This window comes from Pantoea sp. SS70 (assembly GCF_029866845.1).
Lineage (GTDB): Bacteria > Pseudomonadota > Gammaproteobacteria > Enterobacterales > Enterobacteriaceae > Pantoea > Pantoea leporis.
Genome location: NZ_CP117199.1, coordinates 628023 through 645017 on the forward strand (window position 1 = coordinate 628023; position 16995 = coordinate 645017).

Genomic DNA, 16995 nt, shown 5'->3' on the forward strand with positions numbered 1-16995 from the left:
AGCGCCGAGTCTGCCACCTTTCACCGCTTCACATGCACGCCAAAGCCACTCTCTTCCGGGACAAACTCCGCCTTTAAGGTCAGCGCAGGAATCTCATAGTCGCCGCTGTTCTGCTGACGGTAGACAATGGGCGCGGTTTCCGCCAACGTATCCAGCCTTGTAGCCAGCGCATCGCACCAGCCAGCAAATCGTTCTGCTGCTGACTTTTGTACACGATAGAAAACCAGCGGCGGCAGCACGCTAAAGCCGGGATAAAACAGCATGCCGTGCTGAATCGGAAACAGCAGATCGTTGATCGGGCCGTTAATGCCGCGCGGGCTGTAATGCGATTCCCATCCGCCGGTCGTCACCACCAGCATTGCACGTTTGCCGCTAAGATTGCCTTCGCCGTAACGATCGCCCCAATGCTGTTCGTTGTGCTCGCCCACGCCGTAAGCAAAACCGTTGGCGTAAACGCGGTCAAACCAGCCTTTCATGATGGCGGGCATCGAAAACCACCACAGCGGAAATTGAAAAATCACCGTATCGGCCCAGCGCAACTTTTCCTGCTCCGCGGCGATATCGGCGGCCTGCAGCTGATGATCGTAGGCGAAGCGAGAATCCAGCGTCGCATCGAAGTGGTCGCCCACTAACGGGGCGCGCGTGTCGGCAGCGTCGAGCGGCGCTTTCCACTGCATCGCATAGAGATCAGAGACCTGCACCTGATGTCCGGCATGCTGCAAATGCTGTACGGCAAAGTCTTTAAGTGAACCGCTCAGCGAAAGCGGTTCCGGATGGGCATACACAATCAGTACATTCATGGGCTTAATCCTGTGAGATGAAAACCACTGCAGATTAAGTCGGCGCTGGCTATAGTGGAAATCAATTGCTGATATCTCAGGTATAGCCATAGTGAATATCGACTCGCTGGATTTGAATCTGCTGCAGACGCTCAACGTGCTGTTAAGCGAACTCAACGTTACGCGCGCGGCGCAGCGTTTGCATCTCTCGCAGCCTTCCGTCAGCGCTCAGTTGGCGCGATTGCGTAGGCATTTTGACGATCCGCTATTGTTACCGGGGCCGCGTGGCATGCTGCCAACGGCGCGCGCAGCAGCTCTGCGTGAGCCGCTGCGTCTGGCGCTGGAAGCGGTTGAGCGTGCGGTCGCGCCGCCCGATGCCTTTAATCCGGCCAATGCCGATGACACCTGGCGCATCGCCGCCACCGATTACACCTCGTCAGCGTTGGTGCTGCCTGCGCTCAACCTGATCCGCGCTGCTGCGCCGCAAAGTCGTATGGCGATATTGGCGCTGAATCCGCCGCTGGTGGCGCAGCAGTTGGAAAAAGGCGAGCTGGATGTGGTGTTTCATACGGGCGATAACGCGCCGCCGACGCTGCATCAACGCAAACTGTTCAGCGAGCGCTACGTGCTGGCGGGACGGTGCGATCACCCGCAGTTGCAACGTCTGCCGACGCTGGATCAATTCTGTCAGCTGGAATTTGTCATGGTATCGCCCGATGGCGGTGGCTTTAGCGCCGCCACCGATAATGCGCTGGCGAAGCTCGGGCGTTCACGCCGCGTGGTGCTGTCGGTGCCGCACTTCTTGTTTATGCAGGAAACGCTGGCGAGCAGTGATTTAGTGGCGGTGCTGCCCGAGCGGTTGGTGCGTCACGCTTCGCACCTCGCGGTTATCGATCTACCGCTGGAAGTGCCGGGCTTTGATATTTTGCTGCTGTGGCATGAACGTCTGCACCGCGATCCGGCCCAGCAGTGGTTGCGGCAGCAGATTGTGGCGGCGCTTTAAATCAGCATCGCCGCAAAAAATTCACTTCTCCCGCGTCACAAAAATCATCACACTAGCCACCTTTACCATTATGGAGAGATGGCATGATTACCCGATTGCTGCTGGCGATGTCGCTACTTGCCAGCCTGAGTGCGCCGCTGTTGGCAGATCAAGACGGCGTCTCGTTTAGCCACAAAGACTGGGAACTGGCCTGCGATAACACGCTGACCTGTCGTGCCGCTGGTTACAGCGCCGAAGAGGGCGCGGGCGGCTCGGTGTTGCTGGTGCGCGCGGGCGGTCCCAATGCGGTGACGCACGGCCGTGTGGTGCTGGCCGATACCGGCGATGATGATTCTAAAGTGGTGAACAACTTAGCGTTGTGGATTGATGATCGTGCGCTGGGCGACGTGGCGAAAGCCGATAACGACGAATGGACGCTGACGGATGAACAAACCCAGGCGCTAATTAACGGCATTAAAGGCAGCGGCAAAGTGGAGTTTCGCGGTGGTGAAGAGCCTTTCGATCTCTCCAGCAATGGCGCATTTGCTGTGCTGCTGAAGATGGATGATGCGCAAGGTCGTCTTAGTACGCCGGGCGCGTTGGTGCGCAAAGGCAACAAGCCGGAAAGCAGCGTACCGGCAGCGATGGCGATGCCGGTGATTCAGCAGGTAAAAGTGGCTAAGGCCGATGCGCGTCCGTTGACGGCCGATGAGCTGGCGCTGTTGAAGCCAAAGCTGATTGCTTCACTCACCGACGACGACAGCTGCGACAATCTGGCTCCGTCCGACGATCAGCCGGAAGAGGGCGCGGAGCCGCTGACCTTAACGCCGGTTGATGATGCGCATGTGCTGATCGCCGCGCTGTGCTGGCGCGGGGCGTATAACGAAGGTTATGGCTATTGGCTGATCGATAAAGCATTGCAGGGCACGCCGCAGCTGGTGACGGATTCCGGCTCTGATTACAGTGAAGGTGTGATCTCAGAAGCGCAGAAAGGGCGCGGCATCGGCGATTGCTGGAGTACAGCGGCGTGGGTGTGGGATGGCAAAGCGTTTGAGCAGAGCAGCGATGCCACCACCGGCATGTGCCGCGCGATTCGTGCGGGCGGCGCATGGCAGTTGCCAACCTGGGTGACCGAGGTGAAACCGGCTCCCTGAAAAAAAACGCACATATCGGTAGCGGCGCGATTAAAAGGCCAGGGACGCGCAATAAATTGCGCCGCTACGGAAGGTGCAAATATTATTTACCGCAGCACTGCTTATATTTTTTACCGCTGCCGCACGGGCAAGGATCGTTACGGCCGGTTTTCTCGCCGGCAAAGTGCGGCAGTTGAGGTTCAGGATCGGGCTGTGCCATGCGCTGTTCCTGCCAGTATTCATGCAGCTCCAGCGCCGCGGGGCGAATCGCCTCGATGCTGGCTTCAAACTCTTCCGGGGTGAAGGCTTCGCGCTTCGCCAGATGATCTTCGCTGCCGTGCAAGGCAATCGCCTCCATCATCGGCTGCAGTGATTCTGGCAGCAGCGACCAGTCCGCATCCAGCGCCACGCCGCGCAAATAGCCATAGCACCAATCTTCCACCACGGTGAATTCCTGGCCTTCCATCTCTTGGGTGCCAAACAGCGGATCAAACTGCTCCGGGAACTCGGCCAGACGCTCGGCGATGTCGTTCAGATGCTGGAAGGTCAGCGTCATAAAGCGATCCATCTCACGCTCATTCGACCACTTTGGAATGTGCTTTTTGCCGCCCCACATCGCCACCAGCCATTCGCTCGGTTCGATGTCGTTCGGGCCTGAGAGCAACGCCGTCAGCATGCCGTCCAGCTCAGCGGTATCCACCACCGAGTGTTCGTTGCCGTATTTCTCCAGCATATCTTCAAGCCAGTTGAGCTCTTTTTCGGTTAACGGACCCTGGTTCATACGGCGTCTCCTGCTGTTCATTGATGGGCCATGCCCAAAGTTAATTGGCGGCGATTATAGCGGGAAGCGGGCGCGATTTATCGCTTTTTGCATATCGATTACTGAACCTCTCCTAAAAATGATTCGCCATAACTTATCGCGCAACAGTATTGGCTGCATTTGTCAGCAGATGGCAGCGTAAAGGCAGAATTTTTCTGCACGAAGGATGCAAAAGTATGGCCAGCACATTGCCGGTACTGGATTTAGCCCTGCTGGAACTGCCGGATGCGGAACAGGCGCAATACCTCGCCGAGCTGCGCGAAACCGCGCGAGACGTCGGCTTCTTCTATCTGGTGAATCATGGCATCAATCCGCAGCTGCTGCAGAACGTGCAAAGCATCACGCGCGCGTTCTTTGCCTTGCCAGATGAAGAGAAGCAGCGCGTTTCGATGATCCATTCACCGCATTTTCGTGGCTACAACCGCGCGGGCGTGGAATACACCCGTGAGCAGCGCGATCAGCGTGAGCAGTTTGATATCGGTGCAGAACGGGCCGCCCTGACGTTGCAACCAGACGATCCGGCGTGGAAGCAGCTGCAAGGACCCAATTTGTGGCCGCAGGCGCTACCGCAGCTGCGTCCGGTGATCCACGCGTGGCAGCAGGCGATGACCGACGTGGCGCTGCGTTTACTGCGCGCCTTCGCCAAATCTCTGTCGCTGCCGCCGGACGCGTTTGACGCGCTGTACGGCACGCACCCCAACGAACATGTGAAGCTGATTCGCTATCCGGGTCAGGATGCCGCTGCCAGCCAGCAAGGTGTCGGCGCGCATAAGGATTCCGGCTTTCTGACCTTTCTGTTGCAGGACGATCAACCCGGATTGCAGGTTGAAGTCATGCCAGATCAGTGGATTGATGCGCTGCCGAAACCGGGCGCTTTTGTGGTGAACATCGGCGAACTGCTGGAGATCGCCACCAACGGTTATCTGCGCGCCACCGTGCATCGCGTGGTGTCGCCGCCGGCAAAACAGCAGCGCATCTCCATCGCTTTCTTCCTCGGCGCGCAGCTTGACGCCGAAGTGCCGCTGTATCAATTACCGCCGCAGCTGGCGGCAGAAGCGCGCGGACCGACCAGCGATCCCAGCAATCCGCTGCTGCGTGAAGTGGGCTGGAACTATCTCAAAGGACGTTTGCGATCGCATCGCGACGTGGCGCAGCGTTATTACGCTGACACTCTCAATAGCGTTAAATCATAAGAAACTAAGGGAAGCAGATGAATAAAAAGGTGATAGCAGCGTTGGCGATGGTTTCGGTGTTCAGCACTTACGCCTCGGCGGCCGCGCTGCGCGTGGCGGCCGATGCCGTACCGCACAGCGAAATCCTCAACCACATCAAACAGAGCGACAAGAAACTCGATCTCAAAGTGATTGAACTCAACGGCAACCTCAACGCCAACGAACTGCTGGCGCGCGGTGACGTGGATGCCAACTACTTCCAGCATGTGCCTTATCTGCGCGATCAGGAAAAAGCGCTGGGCGAGAAATTTTCTGTGGTCGCCACCGTGCATATTGAGCCACTTGGCATCTACTCGCACAAAGTGAAATCACTGAAAGATCTGCCTGATGGCGCGCAGGTGGCGGTACCGAATAATGTCACCAATCTGAGCCGCGCACTTTATCTGTTGCAGGCCAATGGTTTGATCAAACTGAAAAGCAGCAGCGCCAATACGCTGGTGACTTCCGCAGACATTACTGACAACCCGCACCATCTGAAGATTATCGAAGTGGAAGCGCCGCAGCTGCCGCGCGCGCTGGATGATGCGCAGTTGGCGATCATCAATGGCAACTACGCGTTGCAGGCCGGTTTAGTGCCGTCGAAGGATGCGCTGGCGCTGGAACAGGCGAAAGATAATCCGTATGCCAACGTGCTGGTCACCACGCCGAAACTGGCGCACGATCCGCGTATTCTGGAACTAGCGAAAGATCTGGAGTCAAAGCAAACTGCTGAATTTATTAACCAGCACTATAAAGGATCGGTTATTCCCGTTAATCAATAATCCCCGCCGCCACCTGTTTTTGGCAGGTGGCGCTGACTTTCTTCTGTGCTATATTTCGCCACCAACACCCGTCGCACCCTTTATAAAACATAAAAATTCGCTCAATCCATTGCCATGATTACCTTCGCCAGGAATAAACGGGTGCTGTGCCATCGTTTAACAATATGCATCATTGTGCTGGGCATGAGCGTATTGCTCAGCGCCTGCGGCACCTTGTCGCAAACCTCCGCGCCCGTTAGCGATAAAGTCTATCTTTCACACGCGACTTTTAATGAAAACGTGGATGACATCGTGCGCCATTACATGCAGCAAAAGCAGGTTTCTGGCATCAGCATCGCCATTATCCATCAACGCAGCCAGCCTGAATTTTACAGTTTTGGTGTCACCGATGCGCTGCACCGTTATCCCATTACGCCAGACACTTTATTTGCGCTCGGCTCGCTGAGTAAAGGCATCACCGCGGAGGTGATTATTGAGCTGGTGGATCGCGGTGAACTGCACTGGAACGACACCTTAGCGACGCTTTTGCCGCCCAACGTGCCGCTGAGCGCCGATGCCAAACGCATCACGCTGTTGCAGCTGGTGACGCACACCTCGGGCTTGCCGCGTCAGGATATGGATTTGCCGATGTTCATGAAATTTATGGGCTATCTGCGTAGCGGAGAGAACTTTTATGGCAACCTCGACAGCGATGCCGTGCTGGATTATCTGGTCGACTTTGACGCGCCCGCGCATCCCGGCGCGCGCTATTCCAATCTCGGCTATGCGCTGTTGGGCTACATCCTTAAATATCGCTTCCATCAGGACATCGAAACGCTGGCGCAGCGTAATCTGTTCCAGCCGCTGGGCATGACCAGCAGCAGCTTCAAGCCGCAGAGCCTGCGCGGCTATCCTTGGCGTGCGCTCGGCCATGCCGGCGATCAGCCTAAGCTGATTCCTCGCGGGCAAATCACGCCGGACTGGGCGTTTAACAACAATATGGTGGCGGCCGCCAGCCTCTACAGCAACGCGCGCGATTTGATTCGCTATCTGGATGCGCACCTGCATGACGGCGCGGGTGCTTCGCTCAATGCGGCGTTTGCGCAGGTCAATCACGGCTACGAACAGCACGGCAATCAGTCACAAAATATCGCCTGGGTTACGGATACCTACGGCGATCAGCAGATTACCTATCAGGTTGGCTATATCGGCGGTTACTCCAGCTTTATTGGCTTTGATAAACAGAACGGCAATGCGATTGTGGTGCTGCAGAACGCGTTTAACTGGAGTAACTATCTGGGCATCGCGTTATTGAGGGATCTGGCAAATAAAGCGCACGACAAAAACTAACATGGTTGCTTGCAATTTTACTGCGCCAAAAAGCGCCTGAGCTGAGGTATGCTGAGCAGCGAAATTTGACGCGCTAAGCGCGCCGGGGGAACCTTCTGCGTGCTTAACGTGTCAGTTAAATGGACAGTTAATAATTAACCAGAGTGGAAATCACCCATGCGCAGGACACACGTCAATCTTCTTTCTGCAGGAATTTTTCTGGGCGCTTTAAGCCTTGCTCCGGCCGCGCTGGCGGAAGGCGAGCAAACAGACGCCGTACCCATGCCGCCACAGGTGCAGCAAACCGCACCCGACGCGCAAACCCAGGCACCCGCCGCTGATGCACCCGCTCAGGCGCCGGCCGCCGATGCGCCTGCCAGCAATGAACCGGCTGAATCCAGCGGCGATGTCGCGCCGATTCGTCCACCGCAAAGCGGTAATGCGGCTGCGCCAAACAACTATGATCTGAACACCATCATCATCGACTACAAAGAGTACAAAGTGGGCGATGTGGTGCCAGATGAGTACCGTAAAAAGCAGTACACCATTGTTGAGTGGAAGCCACGCCATCTGCCAGCGCCGCAGCCAGGCACGCACTGGGCGTACATCAATGCCAACTACATCCTGATCACCGATGACACCGGTAAGATCGTGATGGGCAAATCAGGCGAAATCTTCTTCCGCGGTTAATTCCTGCGCAGTAGACGCGCTAACTGCGCGACGCCCGCCGTAATCTGGCTGGTGCTGGTGTTACCGTAACCCAGCACCAGCCCTTGTTGCTTCTGCTCACCGAGATAAAATCCCGACAGCGCGCCCGGCGCGTAGCCACTCTGGATCAGCCGATCCACCAACGCCATATCGTTTTGATCCGCAGCCAGTGATAACACCAGATGCATGCCGCATTCGCCGCCCAGCAACGGAACCTGTGCGCCAAACGTTTGCTGCAATGCCTGTCGCAACGTCGCCTGCCGTTGGCGATACAGACGGCGCATTTTGCTCAAATGACGGCTAAAATCACCGCTGCGTAAAAACAGCGCCAGCGCCTGCTGCTCAGGACGATTCCCGCCGCGCAGCAGTTCATGCAGCGCAGGGCGCAGCGGCGCGACCAACTGCGGCGGCAACACCATAAACCCGAGGCGTAGCGCCGGAAACAGCGTTTTGCTGAACGAGCCGACGTAGATCACCGGCGTTGGCTGCGTCATGCCTTGCATGGCGGCGATTGGCTCGCCGCTGTAACGAAAATCGCTGTCGTAATCATCTTCGATAATCCACGTTTGCTGTTGCCGCGCGGCCGCCAGCAGCGCCAGACGACGCGGTGCGCTCATGATTGCGCCGGTGGGATATTGGTGCGTTGGCGTGGTGTAAATCAGGCGCGGCGGACGCTGCTGCCAGTCCTGCGGCTGCGGCGCCAGACCTTGTGCATCGACCGCTATCGGTTCAATACGCATATCTCCCAGCCGCATCGCCGCTTTCGCCCCGCGATATCCCGGCTCCTCCACCCAACCGATGTCGCCAGGGCTGCTGAGCAGCGCCACGCACAGCGTTAATGCCTGCTGCGCGCCTTCGGTAATTACGATTTGTTCGGGCGTACAGCGCACGCCGCGCGCTAATGCCAGATGCTGCGCCAGCGCGGCGCGTAGCGTGCGTTCGCCGAGCGGATCGCCATAGCCCAGCAGTTGCTGCGGCTGATGCAGCATCACGCGGTTCAGCGCCCGTCGCCACTGAGCCAACGGGAAATGTGCTAACGAAGGAACGCCGGGCCGCAGCGCCATCTCCTGACTCAATGTGCGATGGCTGGATCGCAACTGAGCGATGCGCGGTGACAAGACAATTTCGCTGCTGGCGGCCGGCTGAGTTTCCTGCGGTAGCTGCGCCATATTGCTGATGCGACTGCCCTGGCGATCGCTCAGCAAAAATCCTTCAGCCTGCAGTTGCGCCCAGACGGCGATCACCGTATTGCGTGAAACCGCGAGATCCAGCGCCAGCTGGCGTGTTGCGGGCAAACGCGTACCGGCAGCGAGTTTGCCGGTCAGAATCGCCTGCTTGATACGCTGGAACAGCTGCTGTTGCAGCGTCAGTTCGCCGTTGGTCTCTAGCGGGGCCAACAATAATCGATGCAGTGCAATATCACTCATTTACGCGGTTCCGTGGATCCATCAATTTCAACCATTGTGGCGCTTTTTAACACACCAGCAAAGTGGCACTCTGCGATTCTGGCCCTGACTGATAAAGGAATTAAGCTATGTCGCAACACACGAATGATTACGGACAACCGGTAGGATTTCCGCTGCCAGATTGGCAACCCCGCGCCTGGCCGAGCTATGAAACCTTCACCGGTGACTATTGCCGCCTTGAACCGCTGAGTGCTGAGCGTCATGGCCGCGAACTCTATGCTCCCTATGCGCTGGCTGAAGATGGCCGTGACTGGACCTATATGTTCGCCGAACCTTTTGCCGATGAAGCGGCCTATATTGCCTATGCGCGTCAGCTGGAAAACGGGCGCGATCCGATGCATTTCGCGGTGATCGATCCCGTTAGCAACCGCGCGGTCGGTAGCCTGGCGTTAATGCGCATCGATGCGACAAACGGATCGGTGGAGATCGGCCATGTCGCCTTCTCGCCGTTGCTCAAACAAACGCGCATGGCCACTGAAGCGCACTATCTGCTGATGCGCTACGCCTTTGATCAACTGGGCTACCGGCGCTATGAGTGGAAGTGCGACAGCTGCAATCAGCCATCACGAAACGCGGCACAGCGTTTAGGGTTTCAGTTCGAAGGGACTTTCCGTCAGGCGATTGTCTATAAAGGCCGCAGCCGGGATACCTGCTGGTTCTCGATTATTGATAGCGATTGGCCGCAGGTGAAACAGGGCTTCGAACGCTGGCTGGCGGCAGAGAACTTTACGGCGGAGGGGACGCAACGCGAAAAGCTGGAGGCGCTGCGCACCCTACGTTAGTTTTGCGGAATTATTTTTATATCCACCATGCCGATCCCCAGTTTGCGGGGATCCTGTCCGATGATATTGCCGACATTCGACTCCTGCGGCTCCGGTGGCGCAATGATCAAATTGCGGCTGCCGGTTGGATTGGTGAAATGCAGCGTGGTGGTAGAGAAATCCTCACCTAAATTCAGTTGCTGCTCTTCATCGCCAACGCGCACCGGAATCGGACGGTGCGCGTTCGGACCGAACGCCCGCGCGGTGATCACCACGTCAAAGCGTTCTGGCAGCGGATCGGTGTACTCAATATTCACTTCCGGGGCCAGATTGGCATTTGACCAGCGTCCCCACTCTTCCGGGCGAGATATCCCTTTAAAACTTTTGACGCTGGTTGGCGCGCCAGGCACTGATAACAGGAAGCGGTCCGCGTTGTAGCGAATCGCGTTGTCTTCAATCCGAATCTGCTGCTCGTTGAGCTGGAAGGTTGCCGCACTCACTTCGGCTTTGGGGAAGCTGACTTTCGCTTTCCACTGCGGTTTATCAATGCGGGTAACGCTCGGTTTGGCGCCCATCTGTCCCATCGAAACACACAAATCGTTCGACAGAGCTAAATCTGGCTGCCACAGGCGCGCCATTTTGAAGCAGCGATCGACCCAAACGAATTTGTCGTCGGCAGCAAATTTAGCCAGCTGATAACGCAGTGGCTCCGCGTATTCGCCTTCGGGCAGCGGTTCAACATGCTTATCGGAGACGCGGAACAGAATCGGCAATTTGAAGGTTGCGCCGGAGAAGGTGAAGGTGTTTTTTTGTTGATCGACGGTAAAGCTGTCCATCTTACTGGGGAAATTCCACAGTTGAATGATATCCGCTTTCCACGCCGTGACGCGCTTCGCCATGTCTTCAAACTCGGTTGACAGCGAGGTGGAAGAGAGGCCGCTGCGACCAAGTCCAATCGAGTTATCCCCGCCGAGAATATCCAGCACCGTGGCGCCGTTATCCAGCGTACTGCGTTTGGCGTCGAGCTCTTCCGCCTGAGGCTGATCGCCACGAATCACCATAAACAGGTCACGGCGCGGCTGCTTGATCAGGTATTGATGCGCGGTGTTATTCATTGCCAGATGATCGGAGGTCACCACGATGATGGTGTTTTTAAACCACGGCGACGCTTTGATGCGTTCAATCAGACGCGCCACATGCTCCTGCGAGCAGGCGACCGCGCTAAAGGATTGGTTTGGTTTGCCATCATAGCTGTAGCTTTTGCGCTGGCAGCTGCGCGAGATAAAACCATCCGGGTGATGGGTGTCGACGGTAAGGGTGAACAAGGCGAAGCGTTTTTGCGCGCGCGACAGCTCTTCGTATTTCTCAAATACCTCGTCCATCACCGTGTCATCGTAGTAGCCCCAGTTATTACGATAGCCGGGATCGGCGACGCGACTTTTCAGCTCCTGCGAGCCATACATATTGGCCGCATCAAAGCCATGCGACAGCAGAAAAGTGTCTTTACCGGCGAAGCGTAAATCGGCACCCTGAATAAACCAGTTCTCATAGCCAGAGTTTTTAAGAATGTCGCCCAGACAAATATTCTGCGGATAGAAGCTGGAGAGCGAGGCCGAGGCGTTGCCATCAAAAGGCGCAAACAGCGGGATGCCGCACTGTGAAGCCACCATCCCCGCGATGGTGTAATCAGTGCCAGGCAATTGTTCGGTTTGGCTGAAATCGATGCTGTTATCTTTTTCGCGGCTGAGTTCCGGGGCCAGACCGGGAAATGCCTGCTGATCGAAGTAGGTCCGTTCAAGACTTTCGCCATAAATGTAGACCAGGTTGAGCTTTGGCTCGGCGATCACCTTATTAGGCGTTTTGTAATAGGTTTCGAAGTCCGAATCGGCGAGGCGCGAATGTGAGGCGATCAGCTCTTTCACCTGGCGGAACGCAGGCGTGGTTTGTACCGAACCCGCAGCACAGGCAATCGCCAGCAAACTCCAGCCGAGGTGGTGCGGCCGCTTACGGCGGCGCAATAACCATGAAAGCAGGCAAAATAGCGAGAACAACGCGATGATCAGTCCGATGGCGGGCACCACATATTTGCTCACGCCCGCGCCGGTCAGGCTGTTGGTCAGGGTATACAGCACCGCGTCATTAATGCCATCGCCGGTAAAATAGTTGCTGGCGACCAGCGTGACGTTAAGCACGATAAACAGCGTGAGCAGCAGCAGGATCAGACTAAACCAAAATTTATTTCGCCCGGCTTTGAAGGAGTAGACTGCAATCGCAGCCAAAAAGAGTACTACCGAAACCAATTCGGACAACGTCAGATCCTCATTTTGAATGAATACGCAATCCTTGCGCCAACGACCCTCTGCGGGGATTTTGCGACAATCTATATTGGGTGTCACATGGCTGCAACACATCCAACCAGATTTGTGCGATGCATTCCGATTCGTTTAAGGCGGGTTCAGGCTGACTGTGGTTTAGCCTGGCAGCAACGGACGGACTGCTGCCAGTGAGGGCAGAGAAGGGAATCAGAGTTTTCCAGTGAGGTATTGCGCTTCGCCGTCGGCAAAGCTCCAGTCGCCTTTACTGTTGGTGATAAAACTAATCATCAAATCCGTGCCCTGTACGCCACAATTTTCCAGCAGCTCGCGTGCTAACTCTGCCATAAACAGGCACTTCTGTTCTTCACTTCTCGGGCTGGTATATACGCGCACCATGACCAGATTGTCGGTTCGCGCAAAGCCTAAGCCGGTATCCTGAAAGACCATCTGATAACCTTTGTTTTCGTGAACAATCTGATAACGATCACGCGCCGGGACTTTGAAGGCGGTTAAGACCGCACGGTGTGCGGCATCCAGCAATGTGCGGATTTCTGATTCTGAACGGCCCTGAATAACGTCGAATGTCAGTAACGGCATAAATAAAACCTCGTTTTTGCTCACATGAAAAGAGTAGGATGTGGCGCTATGCTGCCGCTTGCTGCCGGAAAGAAAAAGCGCGCTGGTTGAATTGATTATTTATTATTTTGAACAATCGATATGAAAGAAATTAAAACCGATAGCCTTTGGGTCCATTTGCACTGGTTAACCGTGCTGGCTGAGCTCGGCAGTTTTACGCGCGCGGCGGAACGATTAGACGTCAGCAAAGCGGCGATGAGTCAGAAGATTAAAGAGCTGGAAAAGATGGCGGGCGTGGCGTTGGTGCAGCGCACCACTCGCAGCGTGCGGCTGACTTCCGCCGGTGAAAAGCTGGTGGATGAGCTGCGCGATCCCTTCGCGCGTATCGCGCAGAGCTTTTTCAGCGTGCGCGATGAAGCCGGTCCAGTGCGTGGCATGGTGCGCGTCACAGCGCCGGTGGCGTTTGCGCGTCAGCAACTGGTGCCGATCATTGGCGATTTCCTGCGCGACTATCCGCAGGTGCGCTTGCAGCTGGATGTCACCGATCGTCTGGTGTCGCTCGGCAGTGAAGGCTTTGATCTGGCGATTCGCCACAGTGATAGCCTGCCTGAAACCCATGTTGCGCTGCCGCTGTGTGAAACCCGCGCGCTGCTGGTGGCGTCGCCGGCATATCTGGCGCAAAACGGCCTGCCGGATTCACCGCAGGCGTTGCAGCAGCATAATTGTCTTTATTATCCGCGCGGACTCGAATCGCCGCAGTGGCGCTTTCGATTAGCGGACGGCGGCAGCGAAACCGTGCAGGTGAAGATTCAGGGCAACTTTGCCACCAACAACAGCGAGTCGATCCGCGATGCCGCATTGCAGGGTTTGGGCATTGCGATGCTGCCGGATTTCAGTGCCAGCGCGGCACTCGCCAGCGGCACGCTGCAGCAGGTGCTGCCGCAGTGGCAAGCGGTGGATGCGTTCGCCGACCGGTTGTGGGTGGTGCGCCCGTATGCCGCACAGGTACCACGGGCGGTGACCACCTTAATTCACTGGTTACGCGCGCGCTTTGTTGATGGGTGATGCCAGCGCGATCGGCGCAGGCGTTTGCATCATCTGACCCAACAAACTGCCGCGGTTGTAGTTGCCGAGCCGCAGGTTGAAGTCGAGATGCAACTGCTCATTGCCGCTGAGTTTAATCACCGGTGGCGGCGTGAGTGGACGCTGGTGAAACAGCACCGCGTGGGCAAACGCCTCGCTTTTCCAGCCGCTTAAACGCTGATAGTAATAAGCGTTCGCCTCGCATTTACGCAGATAGAGATTCACCCGGCGATGTTCGCGCATGGCGATCTGCTGCGCCAGAGAACCTAATTGCTGCTGCGGCTGCGCAATTTTCTGCGTCAGCAGGGAATAATCATCGCGCTTAGTCAATTCACTGAAGTAATTCTGTTCGCCGAGATGTTTGATCGGCGCGTAATGTTTTTGCCACTCGCGGATAAAGGGATTATTGGCGGTTGCCGCCAGGAACCAGCTCTCAATCACCGGCGCGAGATAGTTGACGGTGGCGTTTTCGTGATAATAACCAATCACATCCATGCGACGTTCCTGATGCGCGCGATGTACCCAAGAGAGATCTTCAAATAATAAAGTGCTGCAATCAATCGCAATGCCGCCATAACGCAACAGTAATTCCAGACGAATCACCTCGCTGCGTTGTTGGGCGGTTAATTGGGTCGAGGTAAAGATAAAATCCGGTAAAACTTCTTTTATCGTTAAACGATTTAATAAATGAATTTCATGATCGGGATTATCCTGACGAATCTTTTTAATATTTAACGCCATTGATTTCGGTAAATATTCATTATCCCAATACATCCAGACTTTCTTTGGAATCTCTGGCAGATCTTTTTCGCCAGAAAGTAACACGATATTGTCCTCCTGGCTGGGATCGTATTCCGGCGCACAGAGCGCATTATGCTGTTTTTTCTGCAGGAAAGTCTGGCTGGTAAAAGCGAGTCTTTTCCAGTTATGCCAGAGGGTTAACGCTGGCTGAAGGCGTTTTTTATTCATGATGCACCTGATTATTGTGATTATGGTGGCAAGGCGTCCCTGAATCGCGGCGCTGAGCGCTCTTGATTGTCCTTTAGGCTGTGTGTAAAAAAGTACTCTCCTATGCTTAATAAAACATTCTGTGCGGCGCGGCTATCACTTTTTGATCCTTTCAGATAAACCGGAAAATCAAGGATCCGTTAAGCTTTAAATTAACGATAAATAACCGCGTGGATTGTTGATTATTCTATTTTATCTCATTGAGACTATTCCTAATAAAATAACAATAGCGTGGCGTAAGTCGCGGGGCGGATTAAAAATTGCGTGTGAGATCACGTGTTAACCTCGCTGCATTTTTCGCTGGCCTGCCGCGAAAATACCCTCCTGATTGCGGGTTGGCTACGCTTAAAGGAGGTGACGAACAAAAGGAGACACTATGCAGCGACACCACCGTGGATTACTGGCGGTCGATAAGCAGGGCAATCGCGTGCTGTTTCTCAATCCCGAAACCTTTGCCGTTGAACAAGAGTTAAATGCCTTTCCGCCGCGTCCACACGAGCTTCTGATGCTGCCGCAGCTGGAGAAAGCTTACGTGCCGATCTACGGCGACGGCATTCACGGCGACAATCCGCATCCCGGGCACAAAGTGGCGATCATCGATCTGCGCCTGCGGCAGATCAGCGGTTTTATCGATCTGTCGCCGTTAAAAGCACCGCACAGCGGCCAGTTGGGACGAGACGGTAAAGTTTATCTCTGCTGTGAAAACAGCGCGGTGGTGGCGGTGATTGATCCCGTTAGCGATCGCGTGGAGAAAACCATTCAGCTGCCTTCGCACAATGCGCACCGACTCACTTTGTCGCCCAGCGGTCGCAAGTTGTTCACCGAGAATGAAGAGGACGCCAGCATTACCGTAGTGGATCTGTGTGAGGCGGAAGGGCGGATTATTGACAATATTCTGATGCCCGGCCCGATTTCCGGCATCGCCGCCTCGCCGAAACATCCTTATCTGGTGGCGAGCGCCGCCGATGCGCCGCTGCTGTATGTGGTGGATCGGCAAAGCCATCGCATCCGCCAGCGCCTGACGTTGCCGGGCCACCAGCAACCGTGTCAGGTGGTGCGCTTCAGTGCCAACGGCGAGCGGCTGGTGGCGATTGGCGATCAGGAGCCGGTGGTGACGCTGTTTGACGAGCTGCTCAATCCGCTCGGCGATATTCATGTTGGCAACAAGCCGATGGATGGCTGCTTCAGTGAGGATAATCACAGCTTGCTGATTGCTAATGAGGGCGACGGTTCGCTCAGCCTGATTGATCTGCAGCAGATGAAAGTGATTGCCACGCCGCAGGCCGGTACCGGTTGTGAAGTGCTGAGTTACTTTCAGCTCAAACCTTAAATAAACGGGCGATGATAAATCGCACTGCTCCAGTGGCGGCTGCTGGCATGTTTTTCGGCCTGCCAGCCGCGCTTGCGTAACTCGCGTGCAATCAGCTTATTCATGATGCCGTGCCCAACCAATAACACCGTGCCTTGCTGCGACAGCACCACCAGTTTATCCGCCGCCAGACGGGCACGTTCACGCGCATGCTGCACCGATTCGACATGGCCGGCATAGCCGCACAGCCACAACAAGCGTAATAGCGCCAGCCAGACGTTGAGCGGCAGATGCAAGCGTTCAAACGGCAACGTCGGTATCGCCACTTCGCTGAACACCTCATCCACCGCGTTTGGCTGCAAGCCCAGCCGCGTTAACGACGAGCGGGCGCGCGGCAGCGGGCTGGTGGCGATCACACTCGCCAGGCGCGCAATGGTCTGACTGCGCGGCGGCGGGGAGTCGCAAATATCAGCCTGATCGTAACCTTCACACCAGTCGGCCAGCGCCCGAGCCGTGAAGCGCCCCGTGACCGGATGATCGGGTTTACCGTGTCGCATAAGAATAATGGTCATAGCGCTCCTGAGTGATCTTTCTCCAGTGTAATGCAGACGCTGAGTCAGTCGCGCACCGGTGACGGCATTTAAGAATATTGCGGGTGTGTCATTAAACTTTAACTGAACTGTGCGAAAACCAGCGCGATGAAGATGCAGTATGCGCCGTTAAATGGTAAGCAATAATCGTTAATTACGTTGTA

Annotated in this window: 16 protein-coding genes; 9 read left to right on the plus strand and 7 right to left on the minus strand. The window is 55.9% G+C overall.

The features are described 5' to 3' along the window. Nucleotides 1-20: 20 nt before the first annotated feature. Nucleotides 21-800 (minus strand): NAD(P)H-dependent oxidoreductase, encoded by a 780-nt coding sequence (locus PO881_RS02820; protein ID WP_280172426.1) that lies wholly within the window; start codon nucleotides 798-800, stop codon nucleotides 21-23. Between the two features lie 88 nt (nucleotides 801-888). On the opposite strand from PO881_RS02820, the gene PO881_RS02825 reads away from it, so the two are divergent. Together PO881_RS02825 and PO881_RS02830 are read left to right on the plus strand one after the other, a co-directional pair. Continuing rightward, nucleotides 889-1782: a LysR family transcriptional regulator gene (locus tag PO881_RS02825; protein WP_280172865.1), complete on the plus strand. Its 894-nt coding sequence runs from the start codon at nucleotides 889-891 to the stop codon at nucleotides 1780-1782. Between the two features lie 83 nt (nucleotides 1783-1865). After that, nucleotides 1866-2915 carry a DUF1176 domain-containing protein gene (locus PO881_RS02830; RefSeq protein ID WP_137385097.1) on the plus strand — a complete coding sequence of 350 codons (1050 nt, stop codon included), beginning with the start codon at nucleotides 1866-1868 and terminating at the stop codon, nucleotides 2913-2915. 82 nt (nucleotides 2916-2997) lie between these two features. On the opposite strand, the gene PO881_RS02835 is transcribed toward PO881_RS02830, so the two are convergent. Then, entirely contained in the window at nucleotides 2998-3675 is a 678-nt protein-coding gene (locus PO881_RS02835) for a YecA family protein (protein WP_176970789.1), read from the minus strand. A gap of 215 nt (nucleotides 3676-3890) precedes the next feature. On the opposite strand from PO881_RS02835, the gene PO881_RS02840 reads away from it, so the two are divergent. From PO881_RS02840 to PO881_RS02855, 4 genes are all read left to right on the plus strand, one after another. Then, nucleotides 3891-4907, plus strand: a complete 1017-nt coding sequence (locus tag PO881_RS02840; RefSeq protein WP_280172427.1) for an isopenicillin N synthase family oxygenase — start codon at nucleotides 3891-3893, stop codon at nucleotides 4905-4907. Between the two features lie 17 nt (nucleotides 4908-4924). Beyond that, complete coding sequence (locus PO881_RS02845; protein ID WP_101762205.1) at nucleotides 4925-5707, plus strand: MetQ/NlpA family ABC transporter substrate-binding protein; 783 nt, start codon at nucleotides 4925-4927, stop codon at nucleotides 5705-5707. Nucleotides 5708-5890: 183 nt separating this feature from the next. Further along, nucleotides 5891-7036, plus strand: coding sequence for a serine hydrolase domain-containing protein (locus PO881_RS02850; RefSeq protein ID WP_280172866.1), 1146 nt, complete (start codon nucleotides 5891-5893; stop codon nucleotides 7034-7036). A gap of 156 nt (nucleotides 7037-7192) precedes the next feature. Further along, the gene (locus PO881_RS02855) at nucleotides 7193-7705 is read left to right on the plus strand and encodes an RcnB family protein (protein WP_192412452.1); all 513 of its coding nucleotides are present in this window, start codon (nucleotides 7193-7195) and stop codon (nucleotides 7703-7705) included. On the opposite strand, the gene PO881_RS02860 is transcribed toward PO881_RS02855, so the two are convergent. Further along, entirely contained in the window at nucleotides 7702-9150 is a 1449-nt protein-coding gene (locus PO881_RS02860; protein ID WP_280172428.1) for a PLP-dependent aminotransferase family protein, read from the minus strand. The genes PO881_RS02855 and PO881_RS02860 overlap by 4 nt on opposite strands. Before the next feature lie 107 nt (nucleotides 9151-9257). Here PO881_RS02860 and PO881_RS02865 point away from each other — a divergent pair, with 107 nt between their 5' ends. Next, a complete protein-coding gene (locus PO881_RS02865) occupies nucleotides 9258-9971 on the plus strand; it encodes a GNAT family protein (protein ID WP_280172429.1) in 714 nt (237 codons plus the stop codon). Here PO881_RS02865 and opgB read toward each other — a convergent pair. Then, the gene (opgB, locus tag PO881_RS02870; protein ID WP_280172430.1) at nucleotides 9968-12259 is read right to left on the minus strand and encodes a phosphatidylglycerol--membrane-oligosaccharide glycerophosphotransferase; all 2292 of its coding nucleotides are present in this window, start codon (nucleotides 12257-12259) and stop codon (nucleotides 9968-9970) included. The two genes, PO881_RS02865 and opgB, sit on opposite strands and share 4 nt — an antisense overlap. A gap of 213 nt (nucleotides 12260-12472) precedes the next feature. Continuing rightward, a complete protein-coding gene (locus PO881_RS02875) occupies nucleotides 12473-12862 on the minus strand; it encodes a tautomerase family protein (protein WP_101762200.1) in 390 nt (129 codons plus the stop codon). 120 nt (nucleotides 12863-12982) lie between these two features. Here PO881_RS02875 and PO881_RS02880 point away from each other — a divergent pair, with 120 nt between their 5' ends. After that, on the plus strand, nucleotides 12983-13906 hold the full coding sequence (locus PO881_RS02880; RefSeq protein WP_101762199.1) for a LysR family transcriptional regulator: 924 nt from the start codon (nucleotides 12983-12985) through the stop codon (nucleotides 13904-13906). Here PO881_RS02880 and PO881_RS02885 read toward each other — a convergent pair. Further along, nucleotides 13880-14893, minus strand: coding sequence for a capsular polysaccharide synthesis protein (locus PO881_RS02885; protein WP_101762198.1), 1014 nt, complete (start codon nucleotides 14891-14893; stop codon nucleotides 13880-13882). The genes PO881_RS02880 and PO881_RS02885 overlap by 27 nt on opposite strands. Nucleotides 14894-15308: 415 nt before the next feature. Here PO881_RS02885 and PO881_RS02890 point away from each other — a divergent pair, with 415 nt between their 5' ends. Next, a complete protein-coding gene (locus PO881_RS02890; RefSeq protein ID WP_280172431.1) occupies nucleotides 15309-16262 on the plus strand; it encodes a WD40 repeat domain-containing protein in 954 nt (317 codons plus the stop codon). Here the strand turns inward: PO881_RS02890 and PO881_RS02895 are convergent. Next, nucleotides 16259-16813 (minus strand): histidine phosphatase family protein, encoded by a 555-nt coding sequence (locus tag PO881_RS02895; RefSeq protein ID WP_280172432.1) that lies wholly within the window; start codon nucleotides 16811-16813, stop codon nucleotides 16259-16261. The two genes, PO881_RS02890 and PO881_RS02895, sit on opposite strands and share 4 nt — an antisense overlap. Between the last annotated feature and the right edge of the window lie 182 nt (nucleotides 16814-16995).

What these genes read in the sequence shown, in the direction of transcription:
- PO881_RS02855 (WP_192412452.1), top strand. Translation starts at nt 7,193, where the DNA reads ATGCGCAGGACACACGTCAATCTTCTTTCTGCAGGAATTTTTCTGGGC.
- PO881_RS02885 (WP_101762198.1), bottom strand. Translation starts at nt 14,893, where the DNA reads ATGAATAAAAAACGCCTTCAGCCAGCGTTAACCCTCTGGCATAACTGG.
- PO881_RS02820 (WP_280172426.1), bottom strand. Translation starts at nt 800, where the DNA reads ATGAATGTACTGATTGTGTATGCCCATCCGGAACCGCTTTCGCTGAGC.
- PO881_RS02880 (WP_101762199.1), top strand. Translation starts at nt 12,983, where the DNA reads ATGAAAGAAATTAAAACCGATAGCCTTTGGGTCCATTTGCACTGGTTA.
- PO881_RS02850 (WP_280172866.1), top strand. Translation starts at nt 5,891, where the DNA reads ATGAGCGTATTGCTCAGCGCCTGCGGCACCTTGTCGCAAACCTCCGCG.
- PO881_RS02860 (WP_280172428.1), bottom strand. Translation starts at nt 9,150, where the DNA reads ATGAGTGATATTGCACTGCATCGATTATTGTTGGCCCCGCTAGAGACC.
- PO881_RS02845 (WP_101762205.1), top strand. Translation starts at nt 4,925, where the DNA reads ATGAATAAAAAGGTGATAGCAGCGTTGGCGATGGTTTCGGTGTTCAGC.
- PO881_RS02890 (WP_280172431.1), top strand. Translation starts at nt 15,309, where the DNA reads ATGCAGCGACACCACCGTGGATTACTGGCGGTCGATAAGCAGGGCAAT.
- PO881_RS02865 (WP_280172429.1), top strand. Translation starts at nt 9,258, where the DNA reads ATGTCGCAACACACGAATGATTACGGACAACCGGTAGGATTTCCGCTG.
- PO881_RS02835 (WP_176970789.1), bottom strand. Translation starts at nt 3,675, where the DNA reads ATGAACCAGGGTCCGTTAACCGAAAAAGAGCTCAACTGGCTTGAAGAT.
- PO881_RS02895 (WP_280172432.1), bottom strand. Translation starts at nt 16,813, where the DNA reads ATGACCATTATTCTTATGCGACACGGTAAACCCGATCATCCGGTCACG.
- PO881_RS02830 (WP_137385097.1), top strand. Translation starts at nt 1,866, where the DNA reads ATGATTACCCGATTGCTGCTGGCGATGTCGCTACTTGCCAGCCTGAGT.
- PO881_RS02840 (WP_280172427.1), top strand. Translation starts at nt 3,891, where the DNA reads ATGGCCAGCACATTGCCGGTACTGGATTTAGCCCTGCTGGAACTGCCG.
- PO881_RS02875 (WP_101762200.1), bottom strand. Translation starts at nt 12,862, where the DNA reads ATGCCGTTACTGACATTCGACGTTATTCAGGGCCGTTCAGAATCAGAA.